Source organism: Nocardioides sp. BGA-UO-ETr-FS32 (assembly GCF_059567905.1).
Map to the genome: position 1 here is coordinate 54,284 of NZ_JCAQOX010000004.1, position 11,686 is coordinate 65,969.

The window sequence follows — 11,686 nt, forward strand, 5'->3', positions numbered from 1 at the left end:
GACCGTTTTCGCAGGCGGACCGCACGTCAGGAACCTCACCCGACTCCGCCCCCAAGAGTTGAAGCACCAACGGTGACGGCTCGCGTAACTGCGGTGGCCGAAGCTGCACCGTCCCGATTGCCCATCCGCTTAGGACCGACGGTCCCGCATGCGACACCTCATCGGGACGTTGACCGTTCTCCACGACGAGGTGCCCAGATTTCGTCTGCCGACGGTGCGTTTGCGGGACGGAGCGCGCCTATCTAGGTCGACCGAGCCAGCGGTAGTCGGGTCGTAGCCGACCGAGTCCCGTCAAACCCAGACTGACGCGCTGCGCGACCGAGTCGCGGTGGTGTTCAAAGCGTCGTCGCCGGACCCTTCAAAGCGGGCGCCAACTGGCATCCGGCACGCGCCCGGCTGTGAGGCTTCTCGAAGACGGCGAATCCCGAACCTCCGGCCAGTTCCAGGGCACGGTGATGTCACGCCGGGTCTTGCCTGACCACGGTGCGCGTGCACACGTCGAGGGTCTCAACGGCTTCACCTACGGTCGGCTGCACATGCTGGAGGAGGCGCGGGCCGCGGCAGCCGTCCGCGAGTTCCACGACGCCTGGGCGCAGGTGTCCCTGAGCGGCTGCGCCCCGGTGAGAGGTGTGACCGGTGTTGTCGCGTCTCGTCAGGGCAAGCGCGGGCGCTGGGCAAGGGCAGCCCGCGTGGGGCCACTGCAGCCGGACCATCGCAGGACCTTACGCTGCTGGACCGCCCAGTCGGAACACCACTGCAAGGCCGCAACGCCGTCCCCGTCAACCGCGCCCACCCGGGTCAGGTCGAGGACCACCGACCGGCACGAGGGTCCCCCACTCTCGGCGACAAGCCGTCGCAGGTCATGACCGGTGACGATGTCGAGCACGCCGTCGACTTCGAGGACGACCGTGCCGTCGAACTCCTGTACCGAGATACTCCTCATGCCGCGCCCTCGTGATGACGGATGTTTGATCGGTGCATTCCGCGCCTCACCTTCCCTGACCAGCATCTCAGGTGTCGCAATCAAGCTGCCGCGCCCCCCAGCGCGTCGAGCAGCCGTGCGCGGCCAGCACGCAACCGGTGGTCGGGCCGACTGCGCGGGCGCGGTTGCGTGTCGTCCGACCTGCCCGTCATCCACGTCGGTCATGGTGCGCACGATCCGAGCTGCCTCACGCTCGCACGCTAGCCAGAAGCCCAGGCTGAAGAGGCTCTCCGGTTCGGGCCGCGTCACTTCACTGACCTCCACTGTGTTCGCCGTCCATTCGCCCGCCGCGCCCTCGTACACGAGACCTCGACTGCTCCCAGTCATGACGCAGAGTCGCGACACCTTGTCGACGCTCGACGTCGCCTCGGCACCCGCGAGACGCTGTCGCTAGCCGCCCTGCTGATGTGCATACCAGTCCTGCTCTGCCGTCGCCGCCTCCACCGCCACGAGCTCGGCAAGGCTCTTGACGCTGGGATCGGCGTGTGCTGCCAGCCATTCCAGCTCGTGCACCACGGCCAACAGCCGCCGGGAGGCCCGTGCTCCGTCGACGAGTAGCTGATCGACGAACAGTCGCGCGCGCCCACCCCGCGCAACCTCCTCGACCAAGTCGATCGCAAGGAGAAGCAGATCCGGCCTCCCCTCACTCGGAACGGTCTGGAGCACGTCGCGCGGGAACCGCTCTTGCGCCGGCAGATCGCGATCAGTGTCGTCGACGCGAGCCATGCGCCAGAACCTCCCGGCTCCGATGCTGGCCAGAACGACGAGCGCGTACGGAGGGGACAGTGCATAGGTCTGCTCGGCCTGCTGCACCCCATCGGCCTCGTCGCCCAGCACAGGATGACTCAGCATTGTCAGCAAGACCGTGGTCTCCTGGAAGAGCTCATGCACCTGCTCATGGGTCGGACCCTCATCGAACTCGATCACAAGGCGTGATGGTGGCACCCGAAGATGAACGAGGATCCACGGAGCCGCCTCGCCGGTCACACATCCGCCAACCGCCCAGAAGGCAGGGCCGCGTACCCGGGCCTGTCATGAGGACGCCGCGGTTTCGCTGAACGTCTCCTCGCACGTCAGCCATGTTCCTCACGGGGTCGGGCCGCCCGCGCAATGCGCACGGTGCCACCCGGGCCGCCGTGGGACTCCAGGAACTCCCCCCGCATCCAGGTCGCAGATTACGGTAGTGGTTCCGCCACCACCCAGCGGGTACCCAGGCTGCGTGAGCGCGACGCCGGGGTTGCGCCCGTGGTTGCCCATCAGGTTCTTCGGATGTCGATCGGCTCGCGGAACGCGCCGGTGCGGGATCCCGCTACGGAGACCCAGGCGACGGACGAGTTGGGGATCCGGAACTCACTGTTGTTCCCGGAGACCCGGGACGTTGAACTGACCGAAGGCGTCGACGTCGGATACCGCGGGTACGCGGCTGCGGGAGCAACGCCGCTCTTCCCGTTCGGCTACGGCCTTTCGTACACCAGCTACCGCTACCGCAATCTCGCGCTCGCTGTCGAGGACGGCACGGTCAGGGCCAGTTTCACTGTCCGGAATCAAGGGCAGCGCCGAGGCGTGGAAGTGGCACAGGTGTATGCGGGCGGGTTGCCTGGACGTGTCGGGACGCCGGTGACCCAGCTGGCAGGTTGGGCGCGGGTCGACATTCAGCGACAGTCGCGAAAGCGGGTCACCGTTGAGCTGGCCTGCAAGTCGCTCGCCTATTGGGATACCGACGACGGCCGCTGGATTATGCCTGCCGGACCGGTGAACCTGTCGGTCGGGGCGTCCTCGGCAGACATCCGCCTCGAGGGCAGGGTGCGACTTCCGGGTGGTTCGTGCAGTGAGGGCAGCGAACTTGCCATGAGCGCGTCGTCGCCCGGTGGCGGCGTTGGCCCGAGTGCCGGTTAGACACACTCGGCTCACGGGTGCCACGACCTGCTCTAGGTCGTGGCACCCGTGCGCGCCGACTGTGGCAGTTCCTGGCGGTGCTGGTGGCTCTGGTGAGCTCACTTGTTGTGCACGCCACGACTGAAGACGAGCCCGACCCAACTTCCGGCTCGGCCTCAACTTCCGGCTCGGCCCAGGACCCGTGGACCCTGTTGTGGAGTGACGACTTCGAGGGGGACGCTGGCACGCCGCCCAATGGTGAGTATTGGAGCCACGAGATCGGCGGTAGCGGGTGGGGCAATGAGGAGTTGCAGTACTACACCGACAGCGCAGACAACGCCGCCCTCGACGGGGAGGGCCACCTGGTCATCACGGCGCGAGAGGTCGACCCGGCCACGACCGACCTGAAATGCTGGTACGGCCCGTGCACCGTCACCTCGGCGCGGCTGATCACAGCGGGCAAGCAGGAGTTCACCTACGGGCGTATCGAGTCCCGAGTCAAAGTGCCCGCTGGGTCCGGCTCGTGGCCGGCACTGTGGATGCTCGGCGCCGACTTCGGTGAGGTCGGGTGGCCCCAGACTGGCGAAATCGACATCATGGAGTTCGTCGGTCGGGAGCCGGACCAAGTTTTCGGGACGATTCACGGCCCCGGCTACGCAGGTGGGGAGTCGTTCAACGGCTTCCTCGACATCGGCCGCCCCGTGGCCGAGGACTGACACGAGTTCACGGTGGAGTGGTCACCGCAGAAGATCGTCTGGGCGGTCGACGGCGCAGTATTTCATCAAGCTTCACCCGCGAGTTCAACCGGCTGTTGCAACGAGCCTCTGGTTGAGCGCCTGTCCGGGAGTCTGCCATTCGAGGGTCTTCCGGGGTCTGGTGTTGAGCTGAAGGGCGACCTGGTCGCACTCGGCCATCGTGAGGCGACGCAGGTCCGAGCCCTTGGGCCAGTACTGACGCAGCAGGCCGTTGATGCTTCTATGTCAAGCCGCCTGTTGGTACCTAGCGACTTGGTGTGTCCATCTCTCCCGGTCGGCGAGCATCGCCCGATGGACGACGTCAACCAGGTGTCGTTGAAGGATGCGACGAGCACCGCGGCTGCCCTTGGCCGACTCGTGACGGGCCAGCAGTTGCTGTGCGGCCCGGGTCCCATCGTTTCTGCACGATGGCGGCGGTGTAGAGGACGCTGTTGAGCCGGCGATTACCTCCTCGATGCAGGCGGTGGCGTTCCATGTCTGAGGAGTAGACGGGGATCGGGGCGCAGCCGGTGTAGCGGGCAAGTTTGGCGGAGCTGGCGAAGCGAGTGATGTCGCCGATCTCGGCGATCAGCACGGCGGCGGAAGTGTGGCTGATCCCGGTGATCTCCAACAAGTTGGGAGCCAGCGGACTCACCAATTCCTTGATCGTGAAGTCCAGGTCGCGGACCCGATGGTTGAGGGCTGCAACCTCGGCGAGCATGTCGTGCAACGTCTGAAGGACGTGCGAGCGAAGCGACGCGTCGGTGATCAATGCCGTCACCGCCGCCACCGTCTTGGCCCTGGTGAGGTCGTGTGGGGTGTGATCTAGCCACAGGTGCAATTGAGCCTTGAGCTGGTTGATCACCATGGTGCGTCGCTTCACCAGATCGGCACGATGGTCCACGAGCACCCGCAACTCGCGGACGCGCTCATCGATGCGGTGTCGATCCAGCTCCGGAGTCGCGATCGCCGCATACGCCGCCGCCGCGGCATCAACGGGGTCAGACTTCGCGCCGGTGGCGGCGTGCAACTTGCGGTGAGCCAGCATGAGGCGAGTTGGGACCCAGACGACCTCCTGCCCCGCCAGGAGCAGTCCGTCAGCCAGCCGACGGGCAAATCCATGGCCATCTTCGATCGCCCAGGTCACCGACGGGTCGTCGCTGATCGAGCGGACCCAGGTCAGCAGCCCAGCGACGATGTGCGGGCCATTCTTCAAGGTCAGCGGCTTGCCGACCTGTCTGCCGGCGGCATCCACCGCCACCGCCACATGCACATGCTTGTGCGGGTCGATACCCACTGTCACCATCGAGATGTCCCTTCACTCGTACTGTGCGGACGACGGGACAGCGAGCGAGGGCCCTGACCGAGGGACACACCTATTGCGAGTTGACGGCTCAGCAAGCTTCTATCAAGTCACTCCCGGTGAGGGCTCTCGCCCACCGGGCCGCCGTGGACATATCAACGGAAAGCCTGTCGGCACGCGTTCTCCGAGTCACCCGACGGCCCGCACCAGAGCGACTCCCGTCGAAGGCACCTCCGGCCCCGCCATCTTGTACCAATAGGTGTTCTCGTTGGTGCCGCGCTGCCATGGTGACTGCGGGTCGCAGAAGTAGATCGGGACGCCGGACTCGATGGTGAAACGCGCGTGTTGGGCCATCTCGCTGCCGCGGTCCCAGGTGATCGACTTGCGCAGCTCCAGCGGCAGGGTCGCGATCATCTCGTTCAACGTCCACCGAGCCTGATCCGCACGGTGTTGGCCGGGCAGCGGTGCGAGGAGCACGAACCTGGATGAGCGTTCGACCAGCGTGAGGACCGCGCCCTTGCCGGTGCCGCCGAGAAGCAGGTCACCCTCCCAGTGACCAGGCACCGCCCGGTCCTCGACCTCAGCCGGGCGTGCCGAGATCCGGATGTCATCAGTGATCCCGAGCGTGATCCGCTTCGCGCCACCGGTCTGGGCCTTGCGGCGCTGCCGCTGGGTGCGAAGGTGCGCGGTCAGCTCGCGTTTGAGCTCGCCCTTGGTCTGGACGAACAACGACTGGTAGATCGTCTCGTGCGACACCCGCATCCTCAGATCGCGTGGGAACAACACCGGCAGCATCGCTGCGATCTGCTCCGGCGACCAGTCCGCCCGCAGCAACTCCCAAACCTTCGCCCGCAGCGGCGCATGGTCCAGGCGCCGAGGCTTGGGCCGGCGGGCCTTGCGTGCGGCCTCGCCCTGGGACCACTTCGCGCTGTACTTCACGCGATACCCCCGACCGCGACCGCGGGCCGTGTGACCACGAGGCGACCGAGTGCCGAACGACCCAGCCCGACGCAACTCTCTTGAGATCGTCGACCGATGCTTGTCCACCAACGCCGCGATCGTGGCCTGCGGCAACCCCGCCATGTACGCCCGTTCAATCACCAACCGCTGATCCGCGGTCAACCTCACTCCCGGCATGCGCCGCAACCTCTCACTCACGATCGAGTTGCAACAGCCGATTGAGTCCGCGCCCGACCGATGTCGCGCCCCATGAGTGGGTTTTCGACCACCCGTTCTTCTTGCTGGCGAACCTCGCCGTCGGCGGCAACTTCGGAGGCGCCCTCGCGGCCGACGTGGTGTTCCCGGTCTCGTTCACCATCGACCATGTTCGTGTCTACCGGGCGTCGGGAGGCCCGAGTTGATGGCACGGCGATCTCCCGTTCCGACCCGGGGGCGTGAGGTCGACTCTGGGTCGGCTCGCGCCGCGTCCGAGAGACGACGTGACGCTGAGCGCCGCCTTCTTCACTGCCAGCGCGGCCAGGTGGTCCGATGCAAGGGATGTTGCAGGCCATGACGCAGCGACGACGGCGACCACCTGCCCGCCGTCCAGGACGGGGGCGGCGCAGACCCAGTCGCCGCCATCCTGCACGGCGGTCCTGGTAAGTACCCCTCCGGAGCGGACATGACGCACCCAGGAGTGCACATCTGCGCGGCCGAACAATCCGTTGCGGACGTGCTCTGAGGCCACAACTGCGTCTACCTCGTCGTCGGTCAAGCCTGCCATCAGCACCAACCCCACCAACGGGCAGTCCTTGAGCTCGATCCTGGTCACCATTCGCATGCCTCGTGACCGCAGGCCGAAGACCGCACCATCGCGCCACACGGCCATCATCGACTCGGCCCCAAAGCTTTGGTCCAGCCTGCGCAGGACGGGCATCCCCGCGGTCACGAGCCGGTCCGAGGCGAGCACCGCAGATGCGTAGGAGAGCCATACCCAACTCAACCGGAAGCGGCCACTCGAGTTCACCCTGTCGAGGAGCCCGATCCCAGCCAGCGTCGCGAGGAGCCGATGGGCATGAGACTTCGACATTCCGAGCGCTCGCCCGACACCGGCGGCACCCCATTCGGGGCGTCACTGGTGAAGAGGGCAAGCACCTCGCCGGCGTGCTGTACCCCGCTCACCGTCTGCATGTGTTGACCTCCGCACCCGAAGCGCCAAGAGGACGAGAAGCCTTTGGTTGAGTCGCCAGCTGGGGCTCGCCAGCGCTGTGAAGAGGTACCCAGTCCATGCTCACGCCACCCTCCCAAGATGGGGTTCACTTTCTATGACCGCCCGAGGCGGCGGGATTCATCAAGGGTCCATGGCGCGGCGGGCCGCGCCCTAGCAACGGCTCGTGAGTTCAGGACCCGGTCAGCCACAGCCCTAGGTGTACCCGGCCATCAGGTTGGTAGCAGTCGGCTGACGGGCGGGAGTCCTGCGAGTGCGCTGTGGCGTCGTTGAGTGTTGTAGTGCTCGAGCCAGGGTGCAAGGGCGGCGGTTCGGTCGTCGTTGGTGAGGAACACCTGGCGGTAGGCCCACTCGGTGAGCAGGGTGCGGTTGAGACGTTCGACTTTCCCGTTCTGCCACGGGCAGTGCGGTCGGATGAAGATCTGGTCGATGCCGCGGGCAGCACACAGCTCGCGTAGTGAGTAGCGGTAGGCCCAGGCGTTGTCGGTCATCAGCTGTTCGATGTGAGTGATGCCGTGGCCTGCGAAGTAGTCGATCGCCCGGTCGAGGAACGCGGCGCAGGTCGTTCCTTTCTCGTCGGGCAGGACCTCGGAGTAGGCGAGGCGTGAGTGGTCGTCGACCAGTGAGTGGACGTAGTCGAATCCGATCGGGGTGTCGCGTCGTTCGCGGGAGCGACCCATCTCGCGGCCATGGGCCTTCCAGCCCCCGCCGTCGGGGATCCGGCCGAGCTTCTTGACGTCCATGTGCACCAGTTCGCCCGGTCGCTCGCGTTCGTAGCGGACCGCGGTGACCTTGCTGGCTCGGATCACCTCGCCGGTGATCGGGTCCAGGCTTGCGAGTCGGGGCACGTCATGGCGGGCGAGGATCCTCGACACCGTGCGGGCTGGGACGCCGAGCTCGGCACCGATCCAGTCCGGGCCGCGGCGTTCGACCCGGCGCAGTTCGAGGATCTGGTCCTCGACCTCATCAGGGGTCTTCGAAGGTGTCCGGTGGGGGCGCGAGGACCGGTCGTGCAGTCCGACCAGGCCTTCTTGGTCGAACCGGTCGATCCACTTCTTCACGCACCCGCGTGAGACGCCCATCGAGGCAGCGATGTGGGCCTTGGGCATTCCGGCTTGGCGACGTTGGACGATCAGCAGCCGACCATGAACGGTCAGCCGGGCGTTAGCGTGGGACACGAGAACCTCCGGGTGGTTGTGACCTTCGACAAGCCACACCCCACTCGGGGGTTCTCTTCACGTCAACGGGTTGGAACTGGAACCAACGTCATGGCCGGGTACACCTAGGGGCGTGATGAGCGCACCGAGGAGGAGCCACCACGACAGGATGCGGCGGTGGTGGATCGCCCGCGCGGCTGCGATCGAGATGACTCCGACGATCCCGGCGAGGACGTTGAGGCCGATGACGGCGCCCGGCCCCGGGTCGTCGAGTGCCCAGGCGCCGAGGATGAAGCCGGCCGCCAGGTGCAGGAACGTGATAACGGCCAGCGTAGACATGACCCACTGCTGTACGTGGATCAGCTTGCGTTCGGCGTCGGGGTCGTAGACGGGACGGGGTGCATTGGGGTCCAGGAGGTGGCTGCGGCGCTTGGCGGGCCGCGACTCTTGCGGGGTGGAGCTGCTCATGGCGGGGTTTCTTCCCAGTGGGTAGTCGGTGGTGGCGATCAGATCTCGATCGGTACGCCGATGAGGGAGCCGTACTCGACCCAGGAACCGTCGTAGTTGCGCACCGCAGGCTGCTCGAGCAGCTCGTGAAGGACGAACCAGGTGTGAGCGCTGCGTTCGCCGATGCGGCAGTAGACGATCGTCTCGGTGCCGTCCAGCGGGGCGCCGGCGGAGCCGTAGAGGGTCCGCAGTTCGTCGTCGGACTTGAACGTGCCGTCGTCGTTGGCTGCCTGCGACCACGGGACATTGAGTGCGCCGGGGACGCGTCCTCGGCGCTGTGGCTGCTCTTGGGGCATGTGCGCCGGCGCGAGGATCTCACCGGAGAACTCCTGCGGGGACCGCACGTCGACGATGGTGGTACCCGTGCCGAGAGCCGCCACCACGTCGTCGCGGTAGGCCCGCAGGCTCTGGTCGGCGTCGCGGGCGACGTAGTGGGTGGCCGGTCGGGTCACCTCGTCGGCGACCAGGGGTCGGCCCTGCAGCTCCCAGGTCTTGCGGCCGCCGTCGAGCAGCTTGACGTCGGAATGGCCGTAGAGCTTGAAGTACCAGTACGCGTAGGCGGCGAACCAGTTGTTGTTGCCGCCGTACAGGACCACGGTGTCGTCGGTGGCGACACCCTTGTCGCTCAGGAGCTTCTCGAAGCCTACCCGGTCGATAACGTCGCGGCTGTGCGGGTGCTGCAGTTCGGTGCGCCAGTTCAACGCGATGGCGCCGGCGATGTGGTCGACGTCGTAGGCGTTGGTCTCCTCGTCGACCTCGATGACGACGATGCCGTCGTCGCCGAGGCGCGGCTCGAGCCAGTCGGGGGTGACCAGGGCGGTAGCGCGGCTCATGCTTCTCCAATGCTTGGTAGGACATCCCTTGTTAGAACAACGGTTGGTAGGCTACGGGTATGCCCGAAGCTGCATGCAATCCATCTCGCATTGAGGACCTCGACCCCCTGGCGCTGGAACGTCAGGTCTGCTTCGCGCTGGCAGTCGCCTCTCGAACCGTCATCTCGGTGTACCGACCGGTCCTTGAACCATTGGGGCTCACCCACCCGCAGTACCTGGTGATGCTGGCGCTGTGGGGTGAGCAACCGCTGTCGGTGACCGACTTGAGCCGCCTGCTCGATGTCGATGCCGGCACCCTGTCTCGTCTCCTCAAGCGCCTCGAGGCAGCAGACCTCATCGTCCGCCGGCGCGACCCCGCAGACGAGCGGTCGCTGGCCGTCACGCTGACCTCGAAGGGGACGTCGCTGCGGCAACAAGCGCTCAAGGTGCCCATCGAGGTCGTCCAACGTCTCGGCATGAGCCTCGATGACCTCCACGCCATGCATGCCCAGCTCACTGGCGTGATCGCAGCAGCGAAACTCGCCGCGTCCTAGCCGCGACTTGCCCCGGACGAACGACCTACGAGACGTTGAACGAGCGTCCTGACGAGGCCAAGGACGATGAGTACGAAAAGATGGTCAACCGAGAGACCGTGGTGTTCTCCCGAACGTTTGACCAACCTCGATTGGCCCACCGCACGAGTCGCCGACGACCTCAGAGGCGAAATCCAACGACTCAAGGAGACGTCGTCGGCTCCACTGCGCACCGTGGGCAGTCCGACGCTTGTGCGCCAACTGATCGACGCATCCCTCGTCGACAACCTGCTGCTGGTCACCTTCCCCTTGTTCCCGGGACCTGCGGGTCGGGAGTTGGGCCTTCACCGACATCGCCTCCACCGACCTCGACCTCATCGACCACAAGGTCCTCGACGGTCAGATTCTGGTCACGACCTACCACCCGACGGGAAACGACATCCCACGAGGCCGACCTTGCGCACCGACGCCGCACCATTGGTGGCGCGAGCGCGGGGTGCACAACACGAACGGTCTGCGATGCTCCGAAACGGAGCGCCCCATGACGATCCCGCACCGGGTCGCTCCGCGAGCCCATCCCTCACCGGCAACCGGTCGTCACCCGGCTGACATGAGCTGGGCGCGGCGGCCTCCCGCGTCTTCGTACCTGCGGTCGTCGCAGGGCTCGGCCGCTTCGGCACGCGGCAGCGGCAGCCCGGCCTGGCCGTCGTACCGCGAAGGCTTCGACCAGTCGGCCCTCCCTCGCAGGCCGGATCAGTCGTGGAGGCGTCGGTCGAGGTGCGCGACCAGCGTCTCGTAGAGCGAAGGGTCGTCGTGGTTCCCGACCAGGAGGCCGGCGAGGACCTGCAGACGGCGCAGGTCACGGCAGTCGGAGAGTCGGGTCCGGTCGATGGGCCGGGGTAGGCGGCCAATGCGTCGTCTGTGATCGTCATCGAGGCCATGTCCCACTCCACGGGCCCGACACACACGTCCTCGAAGTCGGTCCAGAGTGGTCCGTCCGGCGTCATGAGCACGTTTCCTGTGTGGGCGTCTCCATGCAGGGGACGGGCCGGCCAGGACCGGGTCAAGGGGACCAACTCGGCGGCAGCGCGATGGAGGGTCGGATCTGATGAGATCGCCAGCGCCGGGGAGATGTCGGTGAGAGGGCCGATCAGGGTGGGCAGGTCACCGGGGTAGCGGGCCAGTGCGTCGTGCAACGGTCCCAGCATCGCGCCGAAGCCGGCGGCTGATACTTCGCGGGAGTCGTGTTCGGTCCAGTGCCACAGGCACACTTCCAGTCCCTCTGCGATGTGGGGCCCCGGGTCCTCCCACGGGGCGACGATAGGTACGCCCGAGGCGGCGAGGAACTGGGCGACGAGCACTTCACGTTCGAGCCAGGGCAGGGGGTGTGGGCGCAGTGCGCGCCCGACGGTCACGACGCGGGTGACTACTGGTGCGGGCCTGAGTCGTACGCGAACGCTGTAGCCCTCGGCGATGACCTTGGGATCGTCGGCTGGCAGCCCCAATGCCCGAGCACAGGCGACGGATGCCGACACCGCATCGGCAGTGGTGGGGAGGACAGCCACGCCGTCGACGGTTTGTCGCTCATCGAGGTCGTCGTCCATGGCGGCCACTTT

Annotated in this window: 11 protein-coding genes and 4 pseudogenes; 4 read left to right on the forward strand and 11 right to left on the reverse strand. The window is 66.6% G+C overall.

Annotated elements, in window-relative coordinates:
* Positions 1 to 652: 652 nt before the first annotated feature.
* A complete protein-coding gene (locus AC57BS_RS01565; protein ID WP_496409775.1) occupies positions 653 to 1,309 on the reverse strand; it encodes an STAS domain-containing protein in 657 nt (218 codons plus the stop codon).
* Between the two features lie 63 nt (positions 1,310 to 1,372).
* Positions 1,373 to 1,909: a hypothetical protein gene (locus AC57BS_RS01570; RefSeq protein WP_493824501.1), complete on the reverse strand. Its 537-nt coding sequence runs from the start codon at positions 1,907 to 1,909 to the stop codon at positions 1,373 to 1,375.
* A gap of 342 nt (positions 1,910 to 2,251) precedes the next feature.
* On the opposite strand from AC57BS_RS01570, the gene AC57BS_RS01575 reads away from it, so the two are divergent.
* Together AC57BS_RS01575 and AC57BS_RS01580 are read left to right on the forward strand one after the other, a co-directional pair.
* Positions 2,252 to 2,878, forward strand: a complete 627-nt coding sequence (locus tag AC57BS_RS01575) for a fibronectin type III-like domain-contianing protein (protein WP_496409776.1) — start codon at positions 2,252 to 2,254, stop codon at positions 2,876 to 2,878.
* An 83-nt stretch (positions 2,879 to 2,961) separates the two neighbouring features.
* Positions 2,962 to 3,573 (forward strand): glycoside hydrolase family 16 protein, encoded by a 612-nt coding sequence (locus AC57BS_RS01580; RefSeq protein WP_496409777.1) that lies wholly within the window; start codon positions 2,962 to 2,964, stop codon positions 3,571 to 3,573.
* Positions 3,574 to 3,657: 84 nt separating this feature from the next.
* Here AC57BS_RS01580 and AC57BS_RS01585 read toward each other — a convergent pair.
* The 8 genes and pseudogenes from AC57BS_RS01585 to AC57BS_RS01620 form a co-directional block, all read right to left on the reverse strand.
* A pseudogene (locus tag AC57BS_RS01585) lies at positions 3,658 to 3,837 on the reverse strand (IS30 family transposase); the annotation flags it as partial.
* A 76-nt stretch (positions 3,838 to 3,913) separates the two neighbouring features.
* Positions 3,914 to 4,897 carry an IS110 family RNA-guided transposase gene (locus AC57BS_RS01590; protein ID WP_496409778.1) on the reverse strand — a complete coding sequence of 328 codons (984 nt, stop codon included), beginning with the start codon at positions 4,895 to 4,897 and terminating at the stop codon, positions 3,914 to 3,916.
* A 243-nt stretch (positions 4,898 to 5,140) separates the two neighbouring features.
* Positions 5,141 to 6,031: pseudogene (locus AC57BS_RS01595) on the reverse strand (IS30 family transposase); the annotation flags it as partial.
* A gap of 196 nt (positions 6,032 to 6,227) precedes the next feature.
* On the reverse strand, positions 6,228 to 6,803 hold the full coding sequence (locus AC57BS_RS01600) for an IclR family transcriptional regulator (protein ID WP_493825622.1): 576 nt from the start codon (positions 6,801 to 6,803) through the stop codon (positions 6,228 to 6,230).
* A gap of 69 nt (positions 6,804 to 6,872) precedes the next feature.
* Positions 6,873 to 6,950 (reverse strand): annotated as a pseudogene (locus tag AC57BS_RS01605) (helix-turn-helix domain-containing protein); the annotation flags it as partial.
* Positions 6,951 to 7,273: 323 nt separating this feature from the next.
* Positions 7,274 to 8,239, reverse strand: a complete 966-nt coding sequence (locus AC57BS_RS01610; RefSeq protein WP_496409779.1) for an IS481 family transposase — start codon at positions 8,237 to 8,239, stop codon at positions 7,274 to 7,276.
* Positions 8,240 to 8,296: 57 nt separating this feature from the next.
* Positions 8,297 to 8,686 carry a hypothetical protein gene (locus AC57BS_RS01615; protein ID WP_496409780.1) on the reverse strand — a complete coding sequence of 130 codons (390 nt, stop codon included), beginning with the start codon at positions 8,684 to 8,686 and terminating at the stop codon, positions 8,297 to 8,299.
* Positions 8,687 to 8,724: 38 nt separating this feature from the next.
* Positions 8,725 to 9,558, reverse strand: a complete 834-nt coding sequence (locus AC57BS_RS01620) for a sulfurtransferase (RefSeq protein WP_129475681.1) — start codon at positions 9,556 to 9,558, stop codon at positions 8,725 to 8,727.
* Positions 9,559 to 9,617: 59 nt separating this feature from the next.
* On the opposite strand from AC57BS_RS01620, the gene AC57BS_RS01625 reads away from it, so the two are divergent.
* Both AC57BS_RS01625 and AC57BS_RS01630 read left to right on the forward strand, forming a co-directional pair.
* Positions 9,618 to 10,091 (forward strand): MarR family winged helix-turn-helix transcriptional regulator, encoded by a 474-nt coding sequence (locus AC57BS_RS01625; protein WP_207083448.1) that lies wholly within the window; start codon positions 9,618 to 9,620, stop codon positions 10,089 to 10,091.
* Positions 10,092 to 10,157: 66 nt separating this feature from the next.
* Positions 10,158 to 10,679 carry a dihydrofolate reductase family protein gene (locus AC57BS_RS01630; protein ID WP_496409781.1) on the forward strand — a complete coding sequence of 174 codons (522 nt, stop codon included), beginning with the start codon at positions 10,158 to 10,160 and terminating at the stop codon, positions 10,677 to 10,679.
* A gap of 329 nt (positions 10,680 to 11,008) precedes the next feature.
* Here AC57BS_RS01630 and AC57BS_RS01635 read toward each other — a convergent pair.
* Positions 11,009 to 11,674 (reverse strand): annotated as a pseudogene (locus AC57BS_RS01635) (phosphotransferase enzyme family protein); the annotation flags it as partial.
* Between the last annotated feature and the right edge of the window lie 12 nt (positions 11,675 to 11,686).

Bases quoted from the DNA above. Each gene is read 5' to 3' on its own strand.
- AC57BS_RS01575 (WP_496409776.1), top strand. From the start codon at position 2,252: ATGTCGATCGGCTCGCGGAACGCGCCGGTGCGGGATCCCGCTACGGAG.
- AC57BS_RS01625 (WP_207083448.1), top strand. From the start codon at position 9,618: ATGCCCGAAGCTGCATGCAATCCATCTCGCATTGAGGACCTCGACCCC.
- AC57BS_RS01630 (WP_496409781.1), top strand. From the start codon at position 10,158: ATGAGTACGAAAAGATGGTCAACCGAGAGACCGTGGTGTTCTCCCGAA.
- AC57BS_RS01565 (WP_496409775.1), bottom strand. From the start codon at position 1,309: ATGACTGGGAGCAGTCGAGGTCTCGTGTACGAGGGCGCGGCGGGCGAA.
- AC57BS_RS01620 (WP_129475681.1), bottom strand. From the start codon at position 9,558: ATGAGCCGCGCTACCGCCCTGGTCACCCCCGACTGGCTCGAGCCGCGC.
- AC57BS_RS01590 (WP_496409778.1), bottom strand. From the start codon at position 4,897: ATGGTGACAGTGGGTATCGACCCGCACAAGCATGTGCATGTGGCGGTG.
- AC57BS_RS01615 (WP_496409780.1), bottom strand. From the start codon at position 8,686: ATGAGCAGCTCCACCCCGCAAGAGTCGCGGCCCGCCAAGCGCCGCAGC.